Origin of the sequence: Kitasatospora sp. NPDC050463 (genome assembly GCF_040655255.1) — a bacterium.
Classification (GTDB): domain Bacteria; phylum Actinomycetota; class Actinomycetes; order Streptomycetales; family Streptomycetaceae; genus Kitasatospora.
This window is the reverse complement of sequence record NZ_JBFAJO010000076.1, coordinates 19,128-42,205: the sequence shown is the minus strand read 5'-3', so window position 1 is coordinate 42,205 and position 23,078 is coordinate 19,128. Positions and strand designations below refer to the sequence as shown.

General features: G+C 73.8%; 21 protein-coding genes and 2 pseudogenes. 10 read left to right on the top strand and 13 right to left on the bottom strand.

The window, feature by feature from the left end; translation table 11 throughout:
* Positions 1–216 precede the first annotated feature (216 nt).
* Positions 217–390 (bottom strand): annotated as a pseudogene (locus tag AB0J08_RS33460) (integrase core domain-containing protein); the annotation flags it as partial.
* Positions 359–781 carry a VOC family protein gene (locus tag AB0J08_RS33455; RefSeq protein ID WP_360641634.1) on the bottom strand — a complete coding sequence of 141 codons (423 nt, stop codon included), beginning with the start codon at positions 779–781 and terminating at the stop codon, positions 359–361. The pseudogene AB0J08_RS33460 and the gene AB0J08_RS33455, both read right to left, overlap by 32 nt.
* Positions 782–874: 93 nt before the next feature.
* Here AB0J08_RS33455 and AB0J08_RS33450 point away from each other — a divergent pair, with 93 nt between their 5' ends.
* The 3 genes and pseudogenes from AB0J08_RS33450 to AB0J08_RS33440 all read left to right on the top strand — a co-directional run.
* Positions 875–1,861: a YafY family protein gene (locus AB0J08_RS33450; protein ID WP_360641633.1), complete on the top strand. Its 987-nt coding sequence runs from the start codon at positions 875–877 to the stop codon at positions 1,859–1,861.
* A 264-nt stretch (positions 1,862–2,125) separates the two neighbouring features.
* The gene (locus AB0J08_RS33445) at positions 2,126–2,515 is read left to right on the top strand and encodes a peptidoglycan-binding domain-containing protein (protein ID WP_360641632.1); all 390 of its coding nucleotides are present in this window, start codon (positions 2,126–2,128) and stop codon (positions 2,513–2,515) included.
* Positions 2,516–2,855: 340 nt separating this feature from the next.
* Positions 2,856–3,026 (top strand): annotated as a pseudogene (locus AB0J08_RS33440) (transposase); the annotation flags it as partial.
* A 2-nt stretch (positions 3,027–3,028) separates the two neighbouring features.
* On the opposite strand, the gene AB0J08_RS33435 reads toward AB0J08_RS33440, so the two are convergent.
* From AB0J08_RS33435 to AB0J08_RS33425, 3 genes are all read right to left on the bottom strand, one after another.
* A complete protein-coding gene (locus AB0J08_RS33435) occupies positions 3,029–3,595 on the bottom strand; it encodes a DUF4291 domain-containing protein (protein ID WP_360641631.1) in 567 nt (188 codons plus the stop codon).
* 441 nt (positions 3,596–4,036) lie between these two features.
* Entirely contained in the window at positions 4,037–5,470 is a 1,434-nt protein-coding gene (locus AB0J08_RS33430; RefSeq protein WP_360641630.1) for a PASTA domain-containing protein, read from the bottom strand.
* Positions 5,471–5,696: 226 nt separating this feature from the next.
* Positions 5,697–6,545: a hypothetical protein gene (locus AB0J08_RS33425; RefSeq protein WP_360641629.1), complete on the bottom strand. Its 849-nt coding sequence runs from the start codon at positions 6,543–6,545 to the stop codon at positions 5,697–5,699.
* 316 nt (positions 6,546–6,861) lie between these two features.
* Between AB0J08_RS33425 and AB0J08_RS33420 the strand changes: the two genes are divergently transcribed.
* The gene (locus AB0J08_RS33420; protein ID WP_360641628.1) at positions 6,862–8,520 is read left to right on the top strand and encodes a phospholipase; all 1,659 of its coding nucleotides are present in this window, start codon (positions 6,862–6,864) and stop codon (positions 8,518–8,520) included.
* 61 nt (positions 8,521–8,581) lie between these two features.
* Here the strand turns inward: AB0J08_RS33420 and AB0J08_RS33415 are convergent, their stop codons facing one another.
* Together AB0J08_RS33415 and AB0J08_RS33410 are read right to left on the bottom strand one after the other, a co-directional pair.
* Positions 8,582–8,878, bottom strand: a complete 297-nt coding sequence (locus AB0J08_RS33415; protein WP_360641627.1) for a hypothetical protein — start codon at positions 8,876–8,878, stop codon at positions 8,582–8,584.
* Between the two features lie 178 nt (positions 8,879–9,056).
* A complete protein-coding gene (locus AB0J08_RS33410) occupies positions 9,057–9,476 on the bottom strand; it encodes a PPOX class F420-dependent oxidoreductase (RefSeq protein ID WP_360641626.1) in 420 nt (139 codons plus the stop codon).
* A gap of 232 nt (positions 9,477–9,708) precedes the next feature.
* On the opposite strand from AB0J08_RS33410, the gene AB0J08_RS33405 reads away from it, so the two are divergent.
* On the top strand, positions 9,709–11,280 hold the full coding sequence (locus tag AB0J08_RS33405; RefSeq protein ID WP_360641625.1) for a S8 family serine peptidase: 1,572 nt from the start codon (positions 9,709–9,711) through the stop codon (positions 11,278–11,280).
* Positions 11,281–11,301: 21 nt separating this feature from the next.
* On the opposite strand, the gene AB0J08_RS33400 is transcribed toward AB0J08_RS33405, so the two are convergent.
* On the bottom strand, positions 11,302–12,204 hold the full coding sequence (locus AB0J08_RS33400; protein ID WP_360641624.1) for a LysR family transcriptional regulator: 903 nt from the start codon (positions 12,202–12,204) through the stop codon (positions 11,302–11,304).
* A 116-nt stretch (positions 12,205–12,320) separates the two neighbouring features.
* On the opposite strand from AB0J08_RS33400, the gene AB0J08_RS33395 reads away from it, so the two are divergent.
* The 3 genes from AB0J08_RS33395 to AB0J08_RS33385 are packed head-to-tail and all read left to right on the top strand — an operon-like array spanning position 12,321 to position 14,481.
* A complete protein-coding gene (locus AB0J08_RS33395; RefSeq protein ID WP_360641623.1) occupies positions 12,321–13,247 on the top strand; it encodes a pseudouridine-5'-phosphate glycosidase in 927 nt (308 codons plus the stop codon).
* Between the two features lie 4 nt (positions 13,248–13,251).
* A complete protein-coding gene (locus AB0J08_RS33390) occupies positions 13,252–14,130 on the top strand; it encodes a PfkB family carbohydrate kinase (RefSeq protein ID WP_360641622.1) in 879 nt (292 codons plus the stop codon).
* A gap of 48 nt (positions 14,131–14,178) precedes the next feature.
* Complete coding sequence (locus AB0J08_RS33385) at positions 14,179–14,481, top strand: hypothetical protein (RefSeq protein ID WP_360641621.1); 303 nt, start codon at positions 14,179–14,181, stop codon at positions 14,479–14,481.
* Between the two features lie 53 nt (positions 14,482–14,534).
* Here the strand turns inward: AB0J08_RS33385 and AB0J08_RS33380 are convergent, their stop codons facing one another.
* Together AB0J08_RS33380 and AB0J08_RS33375 are read right to left on the bottom strand one after the other, a co-directional pair.
* Positions 14,535–15,464 (bottom strand): aldo/keto reductase, encoded by a 930-nt coding sequence (locus AB0J08_RS33380; RefSeq protein ID WP_360641620.1) that lies wholly within the window; start codon positions 15,462–15,464, stop codon positions 14,535–14,537.
* Between the two features lies 1 nt (position 15,465).
* The gene (locus AB0J08_RS33375) at positions 15,466–16,416 is read right to left on the bottom strand and encodes an NAD-dependent epimerase/dehydratase family protein (RefSeq protein WP_360641619.1); all 951 of its coding nucleotides are present in this window, start codon (positions 16,414–16,416) and stop codon (positions 15,466–15,468) included.
* Between the two features lie 106 nt (positions 16,417–16,522).
* Here AB0J08_RS33375 and AB0J08_RS33370 point away from each other — a divergent pair, with 106 nt between their 5' ends.
* Positions 16,523–17,446, top strand: a complete 924-nt coding sequence (locus AB0J08_RS33370) for a LysR family transcriptional regulator (protein ID WP_360641618.1) — start codon at positions 16,523–16,525, stop codon at positions 17,444–17,446.
* Between the two features lie 127 nt (positions 17,447–17,573).
* Complete coding sequence (locus AB0J08_RS33365) at positions 17,574–17,966, top strand: ribonuclease (protein WP_360641617.1); 393 nt, start codon at positions 17,574–17,576, stop codon at positions 17,964–17,966.
* A gap of 216 nt (positions 17,967–18,182) precedes the next feature.
* On the opposite strand, the gene AB0J08_RS33360 is transcribed toward AB0J08_RS33365, so the two are convergent.
* Genes AB0J08_RS33360 through AB0J08_RS33350 form a run of 3 tightly spaced genes read right to left on the bottom strand, consistent with a single transcriptional unit; the run spans position 18,183 to position 22,868 of the window.
* Positions 18,183–20,252 carry a prolyl oligopeptidase family serine peptidase gene (locus AB0J08_RS33360; protein WP_360641616.1) on the bottom strand — a complete coding sequence of 690 codons (2,070 nt, stop codon included), beginning with the start codon at positions 20,250–20,252 and terminating at the stop codon, positions 18,183–18,185.
* Entirely contained in the window at positions 20,245–21,666 is a 1,422-nt protein-coding gene (locus tag AB0J08_RS33355; RefSeq protein WP_360641615.1) for an MFS transporter, read from the bottom strand. The genes AB0J08_RS33360 and AB0J08_RS33355 overlap by 8 nt, the downstream gene beginning before the upstream one ends.
* Before the next feature lie 17 nt (positions 21,667–21,683).
* A complete protein-coding gene (locus tag AB0J08_RS33350) occupies positions 21,684–22,868 on the bottom strand; it encodes a radical SAM protein (protein ID WP_360641614.1) in 1,185 nt (394 codons plus the stop codon).
* Positions 22,869–23,078 lie beyond the last annotated feature (210 nt).

Genomic DNA, 23,078 nt, shown 5'->3' with positions numbered 1-23,078 from the left:
GAAGCGGTCGCCATCGCGCCCCACTACAGGACCGCCCCGACCAACCCTCCGACCAAGGTTCCCCGAGCCTGGAATCACTAAGTCACTGGTATTGCCCCTAGGTGTGGTGTCTCGGGACGTTGGTTACACGAAGTCCTCGAAGTTGGGCTGCTGCGGGATGTCCGCGAGTGGTTCGGGCGGCTGGTCGAGGACGATCCCGTCGTCGCTCCCGGCGGTCCGGCTGATGGGGGGTCGGCCGCCGAGCGCTGCGTGCGGCCGCTCGTGGTGGTAGTAGTTCACGAACTCCGCGAGCGCGACGCGGCGTTCACGCTCGGCTGTGCAGTCGCGGACGTACGCCCACTCGCGGGTGAGCGTCCCGTTATACCTCTCCACCTTCCCGTTCGTGCGCGGCGAACCTTTCGATGGCCGCCGGGGTGACGGGGGTGAAGAAGTTGACGAGGTTGCCGTCGGGGTCGCGGAACAGCAGCGACCGGTTGCCCCAGGGCATCGTGGTGGGCTCGGTGACGAAGTCGGTGACGAACCCGGTCAGGTTCTGGTGAGCGCGGTCCACGTCGTCGACGAGGAACTCGGTGATCACGCTGTGGTTGTCCGCCGGGCGGGCAGAGCCCGGGGCGAACAGCGGGACGGTGCGGGTGCCGGCGATCGCGAGGGTGGCGCCCGGGGTCTTGAGTTCGGCGAAGTCTTCGGTGGCCCACGTCGCCCGCGCTCCTGTGGCTCGCTCGTAGAAGTCGACGAGGCGCGCTACGTCGCCGGTGATGATGCGGATCGAGACGAAGTCCATGGGAATCTCCTTGGTCGTGCTGGAGGCGTGCACGTCGCAGGCTAGGAGAAATAGTGGACAGAATCGGTCCTGTATTCGCGTTAGGCTGCGGACATGCCTCGACCCACCGGCCGCGTGCTGACCCTCCTGGAGCTGCTGCAGTCGGGCGGCACCCGGACGGTGGCCGAACTCGCCGACCAGCTCGGCGTCGAAGGGCGCACCGTGCGGCGGTATGTGGACCAGCTGATCGACCTGGACGTGCCCGTGGAATCGGTGCGCGGCCGCTACGGTGGGTACCGGCTCGCCCCCGGGTACCGCTTGCCTCCGCTCATGCTCAGCGACGACGAGGCGCTGGCCGTGCTGCTCGGCCTGGTCGCCGGCCGCCGAGCAGGCTTGACGACGACGGAGCACACGGCAAGCGAGACGGCATCGGCCAAGATCCGACGGGTGCTGCCCAAGCACATCGCCCATCGACTCGACACACTCCTAGAAGCTCTCGCTTTCACGGATCAGTCCAGCGAGTTCGACACCCCGGACGCCGGGGTCCTGCTCACGATCGCCGATGCGGTGCGCCACCGCCGACCGGTCTCGATCCGCTACACCGACCGTGACGGACGGCGCAGCGAACGCACGCTGCACGCGTACGGGATCGTCGCCCATGGGGGCCGGTGGTACGTCACGGGCAAGGACGCCCAGATCGGCGAGGACCGAACCTTCCGGCTCGATCGCATCGCAGACGCGCGGACCCTGCCCGGCTCATTCGAAGCGCCAGTGGGTCCCGGTCCGGCGCAGCGAGTGTTGTCAGGGTTCGCCACGGCCGAGTACCGGCATGAGGTGACCTTGCGGATCCACGGGACAGTCGAGCAGATCCGCGCCCACCTTCCGGCCAGCGTCGCGAGCGTGGAGGAGCACACGTCCGCGGCCGGCGAGGACCGGGCGACCGATCGCTGGCTGCGCGTCGAGCTGCGGGCGGAGCGGCTCGACTGGTTGCCCCCGGTACTCGCCTCACTCGACCGGCCGTTCGTCATCGAGCGCCCCGATGAACTCCGCGACCTCGTCATCGCGCTCGCCGATCGCCTCACCTCTAGGGCGCGTGTGTGATGACCTGGCTTCAGGACCTCACCCGGACCGCCTCTTGATCGTGACCGACTACGCGTCCTGAAGGCGTAGTGCCGTCTCACTCTGCGCCGGACTGCTCTCCCAAACCGGAGGTCAGCGGCGTGGGATGGAAAGGGGCGACTGTGTGAGACGGTGACGGGTTGCCCCATCCCGAAGGCAGGCGGAATCGTGGTGATCACCTGATCAAGCCCACCTGCCCCGAGGGACAGCCCGAGCGGCAGTTGGGCTCATGGAAGAAGGAAACTCATGAAGTTCCGCGTGGGCCGCCAGGCCCGCCTGGCCACGACGGTCGGTGCACTCGCGCTGGCGAGCGTGCTCGCCAGCTCCAGCCCCGCATCCGCGTGGACGCTCGAGCCGTACATCCGCTACGGGGCGACGGGCGACCCCGCACTCTGCGTCCAGCTCGGGATCGACTCGATGGACAACCGCGACATCTGGACGTACCCGGACGGCCAGTTCGGCTCCGACACCCTTCGCGCGCTCAAGGCGTTCCAGTCCTACTGGGGCCTGGAGGCGGACGGGGTCGTCGGCCCCGCCACCGGCACCAAGCTGATGGACATGATCTACATGGACGCGAGGCGGAGCAGCAGCGTCGGCAACACCTGGTGCTACACGCACCTCCCGACCTACAGCTGACCGACAGTGCCCCCTGGCCTCGGAAACGAGCGCCAGGAGGCTTGTCACATCTTGTTGAGGGGCTGTCCGGCCGGAGGCCGGGCGGCCCCTTCGGTTATGTGCTGGTCGGGGTGAGGTGCCAGGACCGCTGGTGCGGGTGAGTCCGAGGTTGATCAGTCGGCGGAAGTTGAGGGCGGCGGCTCGTGTGTGGAGCCAGGTGTTCTTGATGGAGCGGTAGCGGAGTCTGCGGTTGCCTCGGTGAACGATCCAGTCGACGGCCCGTTCCGCCGGGTGGGATCTCCAGCACCGTTGGTCGGCCCGCCAGGCCATGTCCCTCCGATCATCGGATCGTTAGCTTGGTATGACTTGTCGCGGTGATCTGACGGACGCGGAATGGGCTCGGCTGGAGCCGCTCCTGCCTGTGAGCAACGGCCGTTGCGGCAGGTGGCGGGAGCATCGACAGGTGATCAACGGTGTCCTGCACCGAGTTCGGACCGGGGTGCGGTGGCGCGACCTGCCGGAGCGGTTCGGCACTCACCGGCCTGAGGAAAGTCGGTTCTCCAGTGGCCGGGGCAGCGGGTAGGCGCGCTCTGTCGGGAACAGTCGCTGGGCTTTTGCGGCATGCCCCGTCTGTACCAGCGAAGCAGCCTTGCGGACCTGCGGGGTGAGGTCGGTGAGGCTGACGATCCATTCGTCGGTGAACGTGCGAATCAGATGGCGGCCGATGCCGACTTGAATGCTGTAATGGTTGAGCGCCGCCCCGCGCGGCGAGCGCTCCGGGTCCCATTGGACGTGCACGGCCGCCTGGGACACGGCTGCTGGGTCTGCGGTTGTGAGTACGGCCTGGGACAGGGCCTCCTCCCAGCCTTCGCGCGTCATCCGTACCGCGAGAACGCGCTCCTGACCGGGTTTGCGGGCCCAGTTGCTGCGGTGCATCAGCCACATGAACGACGGCTTGATCCACGTCATCCTGTGGAACGAGAACGGTGCGACGAAGCGGCCTGCGTGCATTGCCGCGTCGGCGATGGCAGGCGTGTACGCCTGGTAGACCACGATCGTGTGAGCGTCGTAGTCGGCACGAATCTGATACTGGGGGGCCATGCGCCGCACCATGCCATCCGTCCCACTGGCCTCGCGAGCCGTTTTCTCTCGCACCGGCCGCGCAGCCGGTTACGAAATCGCTGGTCACAGCCACGTGTTGACGGCCGCGACGAGGACGGTCGCTTCGTAGCGGACGGCAGGTTTCAGGTAGCGGGTGGCCCACCGCGCGGTGCCTCTTGAGGCGGTTGATCCCGCACTCCACCGCGCGGCGCTCTCGACAGTCGGTCTTGTCGAAGTTCGGTGGACGGCCGCCGTGGGAACCGAGTTTCTCGCGGTTGCGGCGTCCCGGGTTCTTGCCCGCCGGCAACAGCGGCTCCAGGCGGGCCCACTGCGCCTCCGTCGGATCACCACGTGCCACAAAGCGAGATCATCTCACCTCAAGATCCACTTTCGATACAGGCCCTGGTCCGGGCGCCCCGCCGGAGCCGCCGGAGGCTCCGCTCACCGGGGCGGGCGGGGTCGGACGGCGAACCAGAGCGTGATGGGGGCGTCGAGGGCCACCGAGGTGCCCTTCGCCGGGTCGGTGCGGATGGCCTGACCGTCGGGGACGGTGGTGGTCTCCTGGCTGTAGACCGTGACGGCGGTGAAGTGAGCCGCCCGGAGGGCCTGTTCGGCGTCCGCGCGGGTCATGCCGACGACGTCGGGGATTCTCGCCCGGCCGTCCGAGACGCGCAGCGAGACCGTGCTGCCCAGGAGCACCTTCGCGCCGGCCACGGGGTCGGTGCCGACGACCTGGAGCGCGGGCACGCCCCGGCCCTCGACGACGTGGGGGTCGGGGGTCAGCCCGAGCGTCCTGAGCTTCGCCTCGGCGGCCGCCTGGCCGAGTCCGGCCAGATCGGGCAGCACGATCACGCGCGGTGTCGGTGTCGGCGTCGGCGTTGGCGACGAGGTCCGGGACCGGGAAGGGGACGGCGAGGGCTTTCCCGTGCCACCGCCCGTGGCGCCGCCCGCGCTTCCGCCGTCGGTCGGATGGCCGGTGGGCTGCACCGCGCCGGTGGCCGGGCCGGACGGGCCGACGCCCGCCTCCTCGTCGCGGTCCGACCCGAGGACGCGGACCGCCACCGCGGCCATGACGACCACGAGAACGAGCACGAGGACGACGACCGCCACGGGCCCGCAGCCGCCGGCGCGCCGGGACGGCGCCCGGAGCCCGGGGGGCGGCTGCTGCCCGGGCCGGGCCTGCGGCCCCGAGCGGCCGCCGTCCGGCTGCCGGGTGCGCCCGCCGTCGCCCCGGCCGTCGTTCCCGCCGTCGCCCCGGCCGTCGTTGCGACCATCGCCCCGGCCATCGTTCCCGCCGTCGCCCCGGCCGTCGTTGCGACCATCGCCCCGGCCATCGTTCCGGTCGAGATCGAGATCAGGGTCGATCCGGCCCGGGACGTCCACCGCGAACGCGGCGCAGGCGGCGCCCTGGGGGGCCGAGGTCGCGACCACCCGTAGCGCGACCCCGAATCGCGAGCTCCGGGCGCCGTGCAGCTGGCCGGCAAGGTCGGCTCCGGGCACTCCGAACCGCGAGGCGATGTCGAGACCGGTGCCGAGGCGGTCGGGCGGCAGGGTGTACCGCAGTTCCACCCGGCGGGTACGGCCGGGGGCCAGCGGTGCGTCGACCACCCGCCGGTCGAAGTCCAGCCGCCCGTCGACGGGTTCGACCGGCTCGACGTGGTAGCCGGTGGCCCGGGGGCCGGCGTTGTGGACGATCAGGTCGACCGTGACCGTGCCACCCGTCTCCCCGTACCGGCGGGGCGGCTCGCACCAGGCCTGTACACCGGCGTCCGGGCCCGCACGGAGGTCGCTGCCGCAGTGCTCGCCCGGGCAGTAGACGTCCAGCCGTTCGACGCCGTCGGTGCGGGTGCCGCACAGGCGGCAGAAGAGCGCCATGGTCCCTCCCTCGCCCCGGCCCGCCCCCCGGGGCCGTGGTCTCCGCTCCGGGGCTACCCGGTCGCCGGCCCGGAGAACCGGCGCGATCCGAACCGCGACCTCGCCGTGACCGATCGACCCCGTACCCGTCACCTGCCGCCGCTCGGGTGCCGGCGCGATTGTTCCGACGGATCGTCAATCTCGCTGTCAGATAAGGAGATTGCCGGCAGGAGCGGTCCTGGTCGGCTCAGTTCCCGGCGGCCGGGGCGGGCTGTTCGGCGTCGCCGAAGCGCGCCAGGGTCAGCGCTCCCACGATCGCGGCGGCGAACCCGGCGACGGCGAGCGGCGTCGCGTCGTGGCGGGTGCGGTCGCCGAGCAGGAGCACCCCGACGACGGCCGGGCCCAGGGTCTCGCCGAGCACCATCGCCGCCGTCGCCGCGGTGACCGAGCCGCTTTGCATGGCCCAGGTCAGCGCGGTGAAGCCGCCCAGCCCGGCGACGGCGACCGCGTACGCCGACGGCTCGCCGAGCAGCTCCGGAAGCCGCGGGTCCGGCAGTACCCGCACGGCGACGCCCACCACCCCGAACTGCAGCCCGGCCACCAGGCCCAGCAGTGGGGCGCGTCGCGTCCCGGCCAGGTGGACCACCGCCCATCCCACGGCCGTCAGGGCGACCGAGACCAGCAGGACGCCCAGGCGCAGCGGCGGATCGCCCGTGCCGCTGCCGTCGTGTCCGGCGGTGAGCGCGAGGACGCAGAGCCCGATGCAGACCGAGGCGACCCCGACCCACTCGCTGCGGCGCAGCCGGATCCGCAGCACCCGGGCCGCCCCGACGGCGGTGACGGCGAGCGCGGAGGCCAGGGTGGCCTCGACGACGTAGAGCGGCAGTCGCTCCAGCGCGACCAGCTCGGCGGCGAACCCGAGCATGTCCATGGCGACGCCCACCAGGAACGGCCACTGGCGGAACGCCCCGGCCAGTGCGGCGGCCTCGCCCGGCCGGTGGCCGACCGCGGCGCGGCGCGCGCCCACCGCCTGGAGGACGGTGGCCGAGCCGGTCAGGAGTGCGGCCAGGAGTGCCGCCAGCAGGCCGAGGGACATGGGCCGACGGTACGGATCCGGGGGCGGCCGGGTGCCCGGCTCGCCGGTCGGAGGGACTGGATCACCGCCGCCGTTCACCCGCCCGGACGCCCGGACGCCCGGATGCCCGCACGCCCCCGGTCACCCGGTCGCACCGTCATACTGCCGGTCGCGAAAGTTCTCTGACGTCACGTCGGCCGATCGGCGGGGGTCGGTCGGCGGGTCGGTTTCCGGCCCGGTGACTGGTTGTCATGCGCAGTTGGACGCCAAGTTACTTTTCGGTAATCTCGGGTCGTCCCACGGGTGAACCACCCGCCGCTTGCTGAAGGAACCTCACGTGCACCTCCCCTGGTCCCGCCGGTCCGGCCGCCTCGTGCGCTCCGCCCTGGCCGTCGCCGCAGCCACCACCCTGTTCGCCGCCGTCCCGCCCCCGTCGGCCCTCGCGGCCCCGGCGGACGGTGCCGGTGCCGGTGCCGACGGCGGGACGACCCACCTCGACGCGGTCGAGCGCGCGCTGCGCGAGGTGTCGCCCGGCCTGGAGGGCACGGTCTGGGAGCGCACCGAGGGCAACGCGCTGACCTCCGCCACCGACGATCCGGCCGGCTGGCTGCTCCAGACGCCCGGTTGCTGGGGCGACTCCGCGTGCGCCGACCGCCGGGGCACCCGCGCGCTGCTCGCCCGGATGCGGGCGGACGTCGCCGCCGCCACCCGCACGGTCGACGTCTCCACCCTCGCGCCGTTCCCCAACGGTGGCTTCCAGGACGCCCTGGTGGAGGGGCTCAAGGCCTCGGCCGCCGCCGGCCACCACCTCCAGGTGCGGATCCTGGTCGGGGCCGCGCCACTCTACAACGCGAACATCCTGCCCTCGCGCTACCGCGACGAACTGCTCGCCAAGCTCGGCCCCGCGGCCGGCTCGGTGACCCTGAACGTCGCCTCGGTGACCACCTCCCGCACGGCCCTCTCCTGGAACCACTCCAAGCTGCTGGTGGTCGACGGCCGAAGCGTGATCGCCGGTGGCATCAACGGGTGGAAGGACGACTACCTCGACACCGCCCACCCCGTCTCGGACGTCGACCTCGCCCTGACCGGGCCCGCCGCCACCTCGGCCGCGCGCTACCTGGACACCCTGTGGGCGTGGACCTGCGGCCGCACCGGCCTGTTCGACAACGCGTGGTTCGCCTCCTCCGACGGCGGTGCCTGCCGGCCCTCGACGGAACGGGACCTCAACCCCGCCGCGCCCGCCGCCGGCACCCTCCCGGTGATCGCCGTCGGCGGCCTGGGGGTCGGCGTCAAGGCCGCCGACCCCGCCTCGGCCTACCGGCCCGGCCCGGTCGCCGGGGTCGCCGAGACCCAGTGCGGCCCGCTCGCGCTGCACGACAACACCAATGCCGACCGCGACTACGAGACGGTCAACCCCGAGGAGAACGCGCTGCGCGCGCTCGTCGACAGCGCCCGCAGCCACATCGAGATCTCCCAGCAGGACATGAACGGCACCTGCCCGCCGCTGCCGCGCTACGACGCCCGGCTGTACGACCTGCTGGCCGCCAAGCTCGCCGCCGGGGTCAAGGTGCGCATCGTGGTCAGCGACCCGGCCAACCGGGGCGCGGTCGGCAGCGGGGGCTACTCGCAGATCAAGTCGCTCTCCGAGGTCTCCGACGTGTTGCGGGCCCGGCTGACCGCCCTGACCGGCGACCGGACGAAGGCCGGCGCCGCGCTGTGCGGCAACCTCCAGCTCGCCTCCTTCCGCGCGGCCCCGACCGCCACCTGGGCGGACGGGCACCCGTACGCGCTGCACCACAAGCTGGTCGCGGTCGACGGCTCGGCCTTCTACATCGGCTCGAAGAACCTCTACCCCGCCTGGCTGCAGGACTTCGGCTACCTCGTCGAGGACAAGGGCGCCGCCGCCCAGCTGGACCGCGACCTGCTCGCGCCCCAGTGGACGTACTCGCAGGCCGCCGCGACCGTGGACTGGACGAGCGGGCTCTGCCGGGCCTGATCGCCGGCCCCGGCGAGACACAGCCGGTGGCTGGGGCCGGGACGCCGTGGACCCCGAGGGGTCATCCGGGGTCCCGGCCCCCGAGGACGCCGTCGGCCGGCCGGTCCTGCGCGCGGTCCCTGGAGTGACAGGGGAGGTGGCGGTTCAGCGCGTCGCCGCAGTTGGCGGCGGCCGCGCGGCACAGCAGGGCGGTCAGACGGGTGGTGAACGGGCGGACCCGCCTTCGCAGGGCGGTCATCGCGCGGTTGTCGAGGCGTTCGACGGCGGCTGCCAGGGCCCGGGCGCCGCGTACGACGGCGGCGCAGGTCAGGACGGTGCGGTGGGCGGCGTGGTGGGAGAGTCTGCGGAACCGGTTCACACAGGTGCAACATTCCGGCCACCCGGCCGGTTCTGGTCACCGCCCCCCTTTCTGGTGGCGAACGTCCCGGCGCGCGCCCCCTTCCCGGCACCACCGCCGTGGCGCGAGCGGTGGCGCAACCGGGTGGCGCGGTGCGGCGGCGGCGCCTCGGGGCAACGGCTGACGCCCGGCCGCCGACTCAGCCCGAGACGTCGCGGGCGGTGCTGCTCCTGGCCACCAGGTTCCAGCTGATGATCCGTTCGGGATGCACCCGGAGGATCTCGTGGGCGAAGAAGTCCGGGGCCACCGGCGGGACGTCGACGGTCAGCAGCTCGGCGCGGCCGCGGATCTCCACGCCCCGGCCCCAGCCCGGCGCGGGCGCGTCCGTGTCGTCCGCGGGCGTCATGTCGTCGACGAGGAAGGAGACCCGCGGGTCGCGGGCCGCGTTCCGGTACTTCTGGCTGGTGGCCATCCGGGGCCCGCCGATGTCGATCGTGCCGTCCTCGTTGAGCCGGAAGCCCACCGGTCGGACCTGTGGCGCTCCCTGCGGGCCGGAGGTGGCCAGCCGGCCGAGCTGCTGACCGGCGAGGTAGGCGCGCTCCTCGGGGGTGAAGACCATGACTGCTGCGCTCCGTTCGGTAGGGCCGGGTAACGCGTCGACCGTAGAGGGTGAAGTGGACTTGAGGTCAAGAGCCCGTCGCGTGGGGTGAGTCCGGGCGGTGCGTGTACGGTGACCCGCCTGCTCGGCCGGGCTGTCCGGCGATCCGACGCGACTCGTCAACCCTCCTGTCTTGTCGGTTACTTGACGAACATCCAGGCTGTTCCCGGGAATCTCCGGAGGGGGTGGGTCGATGGGCCCGAAGCAAGGTCTTCGCCGTGTCTGCGTCGTCCTCGGCGTCGCCGGGACGCTGTCGCTCGGCGCGGGTGGGGTGCTGCCCGCGTCGGCGGCCGCGCCCGAGGGGGTGGTCCAGGGGGCCCGGGCGGGGAACGCCGTCCCGGGCAGCTACCTGGTCGTCCTGAAGGCGCCCGCGGACAGGAACAGCTCGGTCGCGAGCAGCGCGGCGGCCCTCGCCCGCGCCTACGGCGGGACGGTCCGGCGTACCTATGACGCGGCAGTGAACGGCTTCTCCGCCGAGCTCACCGAGCGGCAGGCGCGGCGGCTGGCCGCGGACCCGTCCGTCGCGCTGGTCTCGCAGAACCGCCGGCTGCGGGTGGACGCCGTCCAGCCCGAGCCGGGCTCCTGGGGGCTGGACCGGATCGACCAGCGCCGGAAGCCGTTCGACGACCGGTACGCCTACCCGGACTCCGGCGGGCGGGGCGTCACGGCGTACGTCGTCGACACCGGGGTGCGGATCACCCAGGAGGAGTTCGACGGGCGGGCGTCCTACGGGTACGACGCCATCGACGGCGACGGCGAGGCGGCGGACGGCCACGGGCACGGCACGCACGTGGCCGGGACGGTGGCCAGCAGCGTCTTCGGGGTCGCGAAGAACGCGCGGATCGTGGCGGTCAGGGTCCTGGACGACGACGGCTACGGCACCACCGAGCAGGTCGTCGCGGGCCTGGACTGGGTGACCAGGAACGCCGTCAAGCCGGCGGTCGTCAACCTGAGTCTCGGCAGCGAGCCGGACCCGGTCCTGGACGCGGCGGTGGCCAACTCGATCGCCACGGGCCTCACCTACACGGTGGCGGCGGGCAACGACGCCGTCGACGCCGCCGAACACTCGCCCGCCCGGGTCCCCACGGCGATCACCGTCGGGGCGACCGATGAGGACGACGCCAGGGCCTCGTTCTCCAACCACGGCCCGCTCGTGGACCTCTTCGCGCCCGGTGTGAACATCACATCGACGCAGAACTGGAGCGACTACGGCGGGTTCGGCCTCGACATGTCGGGCACGTCGATGGCGGCCCCGCACGTGGCGGGCGCCGCCGCGCTCTACCTGGCGGACCACCCGACCGCCACGCCCGCCCAGGTGGCCACCGCGCTCACCGCAGCGGCCACCACCGAGGCGGTGAGCGACGCGGGGCCCGGCTCGCCCGACCGGCTCCTCCACACCGGCACCGTCCCGATCCGGCCGCGCACCCAGTTCGCCAACCCCACCCCGGTGCCCATCGACGGCCAGGGCGTCCACGAGTCCCCGATCACCGTCTCCGGGGTGGCCGGCAAGGCACCGAAGGACCTGGAGGTCCGACTCGACATCGCCTACGCATGGCGTGGCGACCTGCGGGTCGAGCTGGTGGCGCCGAACGGCGCGGTGCTCCTGCTGCGCGAGGAGAAGATCTGGGACGGCGCCCCGGCGATCACCGGGATCTTCGGCACCGACGCCTCGGCGAGCACCGCGAACGGCCTCTGGCGGTTGCGGGTGACCGACCTCTACGGCTACTGGACCGGGACGATCGACAGCTGGGCGCTGCGGTTCTGATCGGCCGGCCCCGGCGGGTGCTCAGCCGTCCTGGAGGGCGGCCGCCTCCTCGCGGATCAGCTCGCGCAGCGCCGCCAGCCGGGGCCGGTCGTCGTCGAGCCGCCACTGCATCTCCAGCGGCAGGGTGGCCCGGCCGGTGAGCCGCACGGTGACCACCTCCTCGGTGAGGTGCCCGGTCATTGAGCGGGGGACGAGCGAGAACGCGCGGTTCTGGGAGAGCAGGTAGAGCCGTGAGCCGACGATGCGTGGCGGGCTGACCAGGACCGGCGGCTCGACGCCGCGTTCGGAGCAGAGGCCCAGGACGTGGTCGTGGTAGCGCGGATGCTGCTCCCGCGGCCAGAGCAGGAGCGGGAGGTCCCGCAGCTCGTTCAGCCGCACGGCGTCGCGCCCGGCGAGCGAGTGGCCGCGGCCGAGCGCCACCCGGACGGGCTCGTCGGCGATCGTCTCCCGCCGGTAGCCGGGCACCTCGTCCAGGAAGCGGCCCAGGCCGATGTCGGCGAACTCGGCGGCGAGCGTGGACGACACCCGACCGGTGTCGACGGAGACCTCCGCCGTCTCCAGCGCGGGCAGTTCGCGCTCGGCCCGGCTGACCACCGCGGGCAGCAGCCGGTTCATGACGCTGGGGGAGGCGACGATCCGGGCCGTCCCCATCCGCGCCTCCTCGTGCAGCCGTACCCGGGCGAGCAGGGACTCGGCCTGGGCGAGGAGCCGGGCGCTCTCGGCGGCCATCACCTCGCCCGCCGAGGTGAGGCCGACCGCCCGGCGGCGGCGGTCGAACAGCTCGACGCCGACCGCCCGCTCCAGCCGGGCGATCTCCTGGCTGACCGTCGGCTGCGAGATGTGCAGGCGCTCGGCGGCGCGGCCGAAGTGCAGACCCTCGGCGACCGCGAGGAAGACTTCGAGCTGACGCAACGTGAATCCCATAGCCGAAAGCCTATGGGAAGGCCCGGTACTCATGCTGGATCCCGATGCGAACGATCCCTAGGCTGACCGGCACGTTGCCACACCGTGGTGGCATCCCAGAGAGAGTTCGTGCTTCCATGACCGGACTGCCCATCAGCATCTCCGACGACGTCGCCCGGGCCGTCGCCGACGGGACCCCCGTCGTCGCGCTGGAGTCGACCATCTTCACGCACGGGCTGCCGCGCCCCCGCAACCTGGAGGTCGCGCTGGAGGCGGAGGAGCAGCTGCGAGCCGCCGGGGTCGTCCCGGCGACGATCGGCGTCTTCGCCGGGGTGCCCACGGTGGGGCTCGGCGCGGACCAGATCAAGGAGCTGTCCGAGTCGGACGACCTGGACAAGGCGAGCCTGCGCGACCTGCCGGTGGTCGCCGCGCTGGGCCGGCACGGCGGGACGACCGTCGCGGCCACCGCCTTCCTCGCCCACCGGGCGGGCATCCGGGTCTTCTCCACCGGCGGTCTCGGCGGCGTGCACTTCGGCGCGGCGGAGAGCTTCGACGAGTCGGCCGACATGACCACGCTGGCCGCCACGCCCGTCACCGTGATCAGCGCGGGCGTGAAGTCGATCCTGGACATCCGGGCGACCCTGGAGCGCTTCGAGACGCTCAACATCCCCGTCATCGGCTACCGGACGCGCAGGTACCCCGGCTTCTACGTCACCGACTCCGGGCACGAGATCGCCTACCGCGTCGACTCCCCCGAGGAGGCCGCGCGGGTCATCGCGGCCCGGGACGGTCTGGAACTGCCCCAGGCCGTGCTGATCGCCAACCCGGTGGACCCCGCCGAGCAACTGCCGCCCCAGGAGCTGGACGCGCTGCTGGCCAGGGCCTGGGCCGAGGCCGAGCGCCGGGGCATCACCGGCAACGCCTCGACGCCGTTCCTCCTCGACTTCATCCAGCGCGACACCCGGGGCCGCAGCCTCGACGTCAACGTCGCGGTCTACCGGGGCAACGTCCGGCTCGGCGGCCGGATCGCCACCGCCCTGGCGGCGCTGCGGAACGAGGCGTAGGCCGGTGCTCGGGGTACTCGGTGATCTCGTCGAGGACGTCGTGGTCTGGGTGGACGGGCCGCTGCGGCACGGCACCGACTCCACGGCCCGGGTCTTCCGCCGGCGCGGCGGCAGCGCGGCGAACGTCGCGGGCTTCGCCGCCGGGCAGTGGCCCGCGCGGTTCATCGGCTGTGTCGGCGACGACCCCGCGGGGGACGGCGTGGTCGCCGAACTGGCCGGCCACGGCGTCGACGTCCGGGTCGTCAGGAAGGGGCAGACGGGCAGCATCGTCGTCCTGATCGACGACGCCGGCGAGCGGACGATGCTCCCCGACCGGGGCGCCGCCACCCTGCTGGACGCCGTGCCGGACGCGTGGCTCGCCGACCTGGCCCACCTGCACGTGCCCGCCTACTCCTTCGACGGGGAGCCGATCGCCGGCACGGCGGTCGATGCCCTGCGGCGCGTGCGCCGCGCGGGCGGCACCACCTCGCTGGACGCGTCCTCGACGGGCATGCTCGGCGGGTTCGGCCGCGAGCGCTTCCTCGCCCTCGCGGCCGAGTTGACGCCCGCGCTGCTGTTCGCCAACCGGGAGGAGGCCGCCTTCCTCGGGCTCCTGGTGGACGGCCGCCCCGGACCGGCGCGGGCACGGCTGGCGGCCACGACGGTCGTCACCAAGTCCGGGGCGGCGGCGACCACCGTGGACGCGCCCGGGCGGGCCCCCTTCTCGGTGCCCGTCCCGCCGGTCGACGAGGTCCGCGACCTCACCGGCGCCGGCGACGCGTTCGCCGCCGGCTTCCTCGCCGGGTACCTGGCCGGGGTCGACCTGCGCGAGGCCACCGTGCGCGGCCACCGCTGCGCGGCGAGGGTCCTGGCCTCCCCGGGAGCGTCCTTCGGCGACCGGTGAACGCCGCGCGGCCGTCGGATGTGGGTGGCAGGGGCTAGGGTCGCCCCTGTGTCGGTCAACGTAGAACTCGCCCTCGTCGTCGACGGCCTCACCGGTCGGGAGCAGGCGTGGGAGGTGGTGCACGCCCTCGTCGCCGTGCTGCGGGACGAGCGGATCGAGGACGAGGTGCGGATCGGCGTGGGCGAGCTGGACGGCGAGTTCATCGTCTCGGGCGAGAGCGACTACCCGCTGATCATCACGCGGTTCTACGCGTGGCGGCCGGCCTTCGAGGGCTACGTCGCCGAGGCCGTCGAGAAGGTGGCGCCGAACGCTCGGGCAGCCGTCGAGTGGGGCTACCCGGACGAGCGCTGAGCGGCCGTGCCGGTCGGGCCCACGGCGCGCCACCGGACGGGCCGGCGCACCGGTCAGCCGGTCGGCCGCGCGGGACCGGCGCCCGCTTCGGGCTCCGTGCCGTCGAACGGCCGGGCCAGTTCGGCGAGTTCGGCCGGGTCGAGGACGAGGTCGGCGGCCGCGGCGGAGTCGCGGATGCTGGCGGTCCGGCGGGCGCCCGGGATCGGGACGACGGCGGGGGAGAGGGCGAGCAGCCAGGCCAGGCCGACCCGCTGGGGCGAGACGCCGCGTTCGGCGGCGATCCGGTGGAACGCGCCGGGCGCGACGGGGGCGTCCGAGGGTCCGTCGACGGCGCTGCGCGACAGTCCGCCCAGCGGACTCCACGGGAGGAAGGCCAGCCCCAGGCGCTCGCTGAGCCGCAGCTCCGGCCCGGCGGTGCGGACCGCCGGGGAGAACCGGTTCTGCACCGAGACCAGCCCGGAACCCAGGATGTCCCGCGCCGCCAGGATCTGCTCCTCGTCGACGTTCGAGATGCCCGCGGCCCGGATCTTTCCGGCGTCCATCAACTCGCGCAGGGCGCCCACCGACTCGGCCCACGGCACCCGGGGGTCGGGCTTGTGCACCTGGTAGAGGCCGATCGCCTCGACGCCCAGCCGCCGCAGCGAACCCTCGCAGGCACGCCGCAGCCGCTCCGGCCGGCCGTCGACCGTCCACGAGCCGTCGCCGGGCCGGCCGCGGCCGCCCTTGGTGGCGACCAGCACGGCCGCCCGGTCCGCAGCGGGCCGGGCCGCCAGGGCGCGGGCCACCAGCCTTTCGTTGTGGCCGAGTTCGTCGGCGTGCCAGTGGTAGGAGTCGGCGGTGTCGATGAGGGTGACACCGGCGTCGAGCGCCGCGTGCAGGGTGGCCAGGGCGGACTCCTCGTCCGGGCGGCCCTCGACCGACAGCGGCATCGCGCCCAGGCCGATCGCGCCGACGGCCGTGCCGCCGATGGTGCGCTGCCGCATCTCAGGCCTCCTGTGCGGGAAGGGCGGCCGCCTCGGCCACCGCGTCGGGCAGCCAGTCGGCCGCCGGGGAGAAGTGCAGGCCGAGCGCGACCGCGCGCCGGTTGTCCATCGGGTACCAGCGGTCGAAGGAGAACGGTGAGGCGTCCGCGCCCTCGGTGACCCGGTAGCGGGCGGTGGTGCCCAACCGGTCGGCGATCAGCTCGCAGAGCGCGACCACGTCGAGGGCGTCCGGGGAGCCGGCGTTCACCGGACCGACGGCGGTGGAGGCCGCCGACCGCACCAGCGCGGCGGCGATCTCCTCGTGGTGGACGAAGGAGGTGGGCTGCGGTCTCGCGTGCACCGCGACCGGCCGCCTGGCCGCGATCAGCTCCGTGTAGTGCGCCAGCCGGCCGGTGAAGTCCCGAGCCCCGCCACCCAGGACGTGCGCGCTGCGCACGCTCGCCCAGGAGAACGGCGGGTCCTGGGCGAGCACCGCCTCGGCCTGCCGCTTGCCCTCGGCATAGCGGGTCGCCTCGTCGGCGTGCCGGGCGAGCGCCGCCGGATCGTGCCACGGCAGCTCCGGTCGGGCCGCCGGGCCGGTCGGGTCGACGGCCTCCTCGGGCACGAGGACACCCGGCGTGGTGAGCACCAGGGGAGAGGTGGCCGGGTCGTACACCTCCATCGTCGAGGTCATCACGTACCGATCGGTGCGGCCCGCGAACACCCGGCGGGCGACGGCGGCCTGGAGGGGGGTGTAGAGCACCTGGTCGATCACCGCGTCGAAGTCCCGGCCGCCGAGCGCGGCGGCCAGCCCGGCCTCGTCGGACCGGTCGGCGCGGACGTGGTCGACACCGGGCGGCGGCGCCGTGGAGCCGCGGTTGACCAGGGTGACGCGGACACCGGAGTCCCGCAGCAGGGTGACCAGGTGCAGGCCGAAGTACCGGCTTCCGCCGATGACGCAGACGTTTCGCATGCCCTCACTCTGCTGCCGTATCGTCACCAGCGGAACTACCGACCTACTGAACGCGTCATCAGCAGAACTGTTGACTGTGGGGGCACGCGATGACCGGGGGAGCGCGATGATCGACGTCCGGAGGCTCGGCGTGCTGCAGGCGGTCGCCGAACACGGCAGCTTCAACCGGGCCGCCGCCGCCCTGCGGCTCACGCCGTCCGCGGTGTCCCAGCAGGTCGCCGCGCTGGAGCGGGGCCTGGGTACGGCGGTGGTGGAGCGCTCCACCCGGGGCGTGCGGCTCACCGAGGCGGGGCGGCTGCTGGTGGAGGCCGCCACCGCGGTCTCCGCCGAGCTGCGCCACGCCCAGGAGCAGATCGGCCGGCTGGGTGCGGCCCGGCCCCGGCTCACCCTCGCCACCTTCACCAGCGGCGGGCGGCACCTCCTGCCGGGAGCGCTGACCCGGTTCGCCGCCGACCACCCGGAGGTCGAACTGCGCATCCTGGAACGGGAGCCCGAGGACAGTCTGCCGATGGTGCGCGAGGGGGCCGCCGACCTCGCGCTCGCCTACCACTTCGACGGGCCGCTGCCGGTGCTCCCCGGCGACCGCTCCGGCCTCGCCTGGACGCCGCTGATGGACGATCCGCTCTCGGTGGTGCTGCCCGAGGGGCACCGGCTGGCCGGCCGCGAAGCCCTGGACCTCGCCGAACTGGCCGACGAGCGTTGGGTGCTGGGTTGTCTGAAGACCGAGACCTTCCTGCGCCGGTACGCGGCCGTGGCCGGCTTCGAGCTGCGGGTGGCGGGCTCCACGACCGACTACTTCTTCGCCCGCTCCCTGGTCGCGGCCGGGGTCGGGGTCTCGCTGGTGCCGTACGTCGCGCTCGACCCCGCCCTGCCCGGCACCCTGGTGGTGCCGGTGACGCCGCCCCGCCCCGCCCGGCACTTCGGGATCGCCCGCGCGCGGGGCCGCCGTCTGTCGCCGTACGCCGAGGCGCTGGCCCGGCTGCTCCGGGAGCAGGTGGCGCCGGACGGCGGGCGCGAAGCCCGGGGCTGACCGGGGGCCCGCACCGGCCCGCTGTCCGGATACGGCGCAAGTCGTTTGTCCGTCCGGCGACTTACCCGCAGGTGAAGAGTTGGATCGGGCCTTCCGGTGCGGCTCCGGCCCTGGTCACACTGTTGTCATGACCCGCACTCTACGCGCGTGGAAGACGCGCGCTGCCGCCGTCACCGCCGTCGTCCTGCTGACCCTCGCCCCCGCCGTGACCGTCACCGAGGCCCACGCCGCCGTGAGCGGCTCGGTGTGCCTCTCCGCACTGCCGCCCGAGGCCGACGACACCCTCGACCTCATCGCGAGCGACGGCCCGTTCCCCTACTCCCAGGACGGCGTCGTCTTCCAGAACCGGGAGCGCGTCCTGCCGAGCAGGACGGCCGGCTACTACCACGAGTACACCGTCGTCACGCCCGGCTCCCCCACCCGCGGCGCCCGCCGGATCGTCACCGGCCAGGCGGACCAGGAGGACTACTACACCGGCGACCACTACGCGACCTTCCGCCTGATCAAGTTCACCTGCTGACGGCCACGCCCTGACCGTGCCGGCCCGGTGACCGCTCCGGTCACGCCCCGGCCGCCCTGACCGCCCCGACCGCCGGGCGCCGGCCCCGACGAGCCCGTCGGGGCCGCCGCCGTGCCCGGGCGCCGGCCCCGGCTGCTCGCCGCGTTCGAGCGCCCGCCGGCCCGGTCGCCCGGTCGCCGTCCAGGAAGCGGGGAGAGCAGCGCCGGAGGTCGGAGGTCAGAAACCGGCGGGCAGGCCGAGCCGGTCGGCGAAGAAGGCGAGCAGGTCGGCGAAGAGGGCGGTGCGGCGCGAGGCGGCCCGGGCGCCGTGGCCCGCGCCGCGTTCCAGCCGGAACAGGACGGGGTGCCCGCTGCCGGTCGCGGCCTGGAGGGCGGCCGCCATCTTGCGGGCGTGCAACGGGTCCACCCGGCTGTCGCCGTCGAAGACGGCGAACAGGACGGCGGGGTACCCGGTGCCGGCGCGGACGTGGTGGTAGGGGGAGTAGGAGAGCAGCCGGGCGAGCTGCTCCGGATCCGAGGCCGTGCCGTACTCGCCGGTCCAGCTCGGCCCGAGGCCGGAGAGCTCGTAGCGTGCCATGTCGAGCAGGGGCGCCATGCAGACCACGGCCGCGAAGCTCGCGGGCCGCTGGGTGAGGGCGGCGCCCACCAGCAGACCGCCGTTGGAGGCCCCCCAGATGCCGAGCTGCCCGGCGGTGGTCCAGCCGGCCGCGACGAGGTGGTCGGCGGCGGCGTGGAAGTCGTCGAAGGTGTTCTGCTTCCGGTCCAGCATCCCGGCGCGGTGCCACTCCTCGCCCTCCTCGCCGCCGCCGCGCAGACCGGCGACCGCGTAGACCCCGCCGGCCCGGACCCACGCGATGGCCTCCGGCGCGTAGCCGGGGGTCAGCGACTGGCCGAAGCCGCCGTAGCCGGTGAGGATCGCCGGGCGGGGGCGGTCCGGGGCGTCGTGCCGGGCGAGGAGGAACATCCGGACGGTGGTGCCGTCCCGGGAGGTGTAGGTGACCTGACTGGTCACCAGGTCGCCCGCCGGGGCGTCGGCCGGTTCGGGCGCGGCGGCCCCGGGGACGGGCCAGGCGTCCACCGCACCGGTGCGCGCGTCGTAGCAGAGCACCGTCGGGGGAGTGGTGAAGCCGGTGTGGACGAACCAGGCCCGGTGGGCGTCGGTGGCGGCGACCCGGACCTTGCCGACCGTGCCCAGCGGGGGGACGGGCACGGAGCCGAGCAGCCGGCCGTCGGCCAGGTCGTGCACGGTGATCTCGCCGACCGCGTGCCGGGTGCGGACCACGAGGGCGAGCGGCCGGGCCGGGTCGGGGCCGTCGAGGACCGCGAAGTCCTCCAGGACGGCCTGCGGGTCCTCCGGGATCAGTTCGGTCCAGGTGCCGGGGGTGGGGGCGCCGGGGGTCGTGACGACGACGCGCCCCCGGGGTGCGTGCAGGTCGGTGGTGAGGTAGCAGCGGCCGTCCGGCGGGGTGCCGGGGCGGATGTGCGGCTGCGACCGGGCGTCGACGCCCTCCTGCAGGGCCCGCAGCCGGGGTCGGCCCGGCAGGTCCTCGGTCAGGTCGGCGATCCAGAGGTCCCTACGGGGAACGGCGCCGGCCGCGGCGCCCACGACCAGCCAGCGGCCGTCCGCGCTGATCCGTACGGTGTAGTGCTGGGTCTTCGCCCGGCCGGCACCGAAGACCAGCGCGTCCTGTTCGGGGTCGGTGCCGACCAGGTGCAGCCGGACCCGGCGGTGGTACTGGCCCTCGCCCGGGTTGAGCGCGGGGTGCAGCCGGCGGACGTAGTAGAAGCCGCTGCCGTCCGGCAGCCAGGCGACGGTGCTCCGGCGGACCCGGTCGATCGGACCGTCCAGGAGCCGGCCGGTGTCGACGTCCAGGACGAGCAGGGCGGCGTTCTCGGTGCCGCCGGACGCCAGCTGGTAGGCGAGCCGGCGGCCGTCCCAGGAGGGCTCCCACTCCTCCAGGGTGGTGCCGCCGGTCGGGTCGACCAGCGCCGGATCGACCAGGACGCGGACCGCGCCGGAGGGTTCGAGGACGACGAGTTCGGGGTGTTCGGCGCCGGGGCGCGACCGGGTGAGGAACAGCCGCCCGCCGGCCGGGCGGGGGGCGGAGCGCGCGCCGAGCCGTTCGGACAGCTCGGTGAGCCGGGCCTCGGCGCTCGCGCGGGTCCGCCAGCCGTCGGCGGCGGCGCGGTAGCGGGCGTCCTGCTTCTCCGTCCACTCCAGGACGGCCGGATCGTCGGCGTCCTCCAGCCAGCGGTAGGGGTCGGGCGGCAGGAGGCCGTCAGTCATCGGAGCTTCTCCCGGGGTCGGTACCGGCGGGTGCGGCGGCGGGTGCGGGTGCGGGTGCGGCGGGTTCGGTGGCGTCGGTGGGTGTGGCGCCGGGCGGGGCGGCGTGCGCGACGACGGCCGGTTCCACCGAGTGCTCCGCCGCCGCGACCGCTCCCGTGGCGGCCCCCGTGGCGGTCCCGTCCCGAGGCCCGTCCCCGTCCCCGTCTCCGTCCCTGTCCCCGGCCCCGAGCCGGCGGGTGGCGCGCAGCGGGATCCAGCCGCCCGCGGTGACCGCGGCCGTCAGCACCGCGAGCACCGCCCAGGTGCCGGCGCCGCCGAGCCCCTGCAGCAGCGCGCCGGCCGCGACCGGTCCCAGCGCGGCCAGACCGCTGAGCAGCAGGCCGGTGGCGGCGCTCACCCGGCCGATCAGGTGCCGGGGGGTCTGCCCGAACAGGGCCTGCCCGACCACCACGCCGGCCGCCGGCGAGAGCGTCATCAGCAGGGTCAGCAGGGCGGCGACCACTCCTGGTTGGAAGGTCAGCGTGAACACCGCCAGCACCGCGGTCCAGCCCACGCCGATGCCGAGCAGGATGGCCGGCACGCTCAGCCGTTTGACGAGCCACGGGGCCAGCAGGGAGCCGACGACGCCGCCGATGCCGGCGCAGGACAGCACGGGCCCGATCACCCAGCCGGACGCCCCGTTGGCCTGCAGTTCCAGGATGACGATCACATCGATGGCGGCCGCGACCAGATTGATGACGGCCGCGTACACCAGGATGACGAACAGCTCCCGCTGCCGTACCAGCCAGCGGATCCCCGCCGTCAGCCCGCGGTCCTCGGCGCGCGGCTCCGCGGCCGTGGGGCGCACGGTGATCCGCCAGATCAGGGCGGCCGAGACGGCGTAGGAGAGCGCGTCGACGGCGAACGGCAGCATCCGGTCAGCCGCGAACAGGACGCCGCCGAGCGCCGGCCCGGCCAGGCTGACCGCGGCCTGGAGGGCCTGGCCCATGCCGAGCGCGTCGGCGAGGTCCTCCTTGGCGACGACGTCACGGGTGAGGACGGTGTTGGCGGGCCCGAACAGCGCGGTGGCGATGCCCTCCACCGCGGCCACCCCCAGCAGTTGGGCGTAGGACGGTGATCCCCAGAGGGCGACCAGCGGGATGGTGGCCACCGCCACCAGGCGCACCAGGTCGGTCGTCAGCATGACCCGGCGCCGGTTCCAGCGGTCGACCAGGCTGCCCGCCGGGAGGCGGAAGCCGAGCCTGGTCACCAGGGCGACCGTGGCGACCGCTCCGGCCTGGGCCGCGTTGCCGCCCAGGCTCAGCACCAGCAGCGGGTAGGCGATCGTCGACATGGCCGAGCCGAGCGCCGAGGTGAGGTCGGCGAGAAAGGACCGCCGGAAGTCGCGGTTGGTGCGCAGCACGGCTGCCAGCACTGTCCCTCCCTCCCCGGCTACAACCGGCCGGTGGCGTGCAGGTGGTCGAGGATCCGCGCGTCGACGTTGTCCTGGAAGCGCGTCATGACCTCGGTGTCGGCCTGCTCGTACTCGTAGCCGCAGGTCACCCAGCGGTCCGGCACCGCGCCCGTCTCCAGGTAGCCGTGGTCGACGTGCCCGACCTCGAAGCCCGGCTTGCCGGCCGACTGCCAGCTGCTGAACAGCGTGCCGTCGGCGTTGACCACGGCGCCCTCGCGCCCGCCGGGGATCGAGCAGATCTGGCAGGTCGTCCGCATGCTCGGCTTGGCGAACCGGTAGCCGCGTTCGAGCGCCTCGACGGCCCACTCGACGAAGTGGTCCTCCACCTGCCGGGCCCGGGCGAGGTCGTTGCGGTACCCGATCCCGGAGTCGCCGACCCAGGCGTAGGTGAACGTGCACCGGGCCGGGTCGACCTTGCCGTCGAGCTGGCCGAAGAGCGCGCCGATCCGGTCGACGTTGTGGTGGGAGACGTTCACCCGGAAGTTCCAGGACAACCGGGTGGCCTCGGTGGCCGCCGCCACGTTGGTGACGATGGCGTCGAAGGTGCCCCCGCCGGTGTGGGTGACCCGGGTCGCGTCGTGGTCCTCCCGGCTGCCGTCGAAGGTGATCTGCACGGCGCGCAGCCCGGCGGCGCCGAGCTGGACGGCCCGTCGGCCGGTCAGCAGCACGCCGTTGGTGGTCATGGCGGCGGTGCCGAGCCCCAGGGGCGCGCAGCGCTCCAGCAGTTCCAGGCAGCCGCGCGGGTTGAGCAGCGGTTCGCCGCCGAACAGCAGCAGGTAGAGCCGGTCCAGGCCGGCCTGCGCCATCCGCTCGCCGGTGAACTCGACGATCCGGTCGATGGTCCGGGTGTTCAGCCGTCGCAGGTTGATCCGGGGCGGGCGGTGGCCGCCCTTCGGGTCCTGGCCGGTGTTCTGGAAGCAGTAGCCGCAGCCGAGGTTGCAGGCCGTACTGGTCAGCACCGTCAGCGCGAAGGACTTCGCGGTGCGCTCCCGGTAGGCGCCCGCGTCGCGCAGGAACTCGTCGATGTCCGGGCGCAGCCGACCGTCGGCCGTGACGTGCTCCGGTTTGAGCAGCGTCCACGTCCGGTTGCCGATGAACCACCAGCCGCGGTCGCTCCTGATCAGGCGGGGCGCGTCCACCTCGTCCAGCCGGGTGCCGATCATTGCTCTCCCTGGGTCGACGGGCACGGCCGCCGTCGGCGGACCCTGACAGCGCGAGGCTAGGCAGTCGTGGTTTGCCGTCGGTATGCGACAGGTTGACGGGCAGCTTCCGGCCCGGCCCGGTCGGCCGAGGCCTGCGGCGGGGGCATACCGGACGTAAACCGAACCCCAACTGGCCGCTCCTAAGCTCACGGAGACGACCAGACTGCCTGA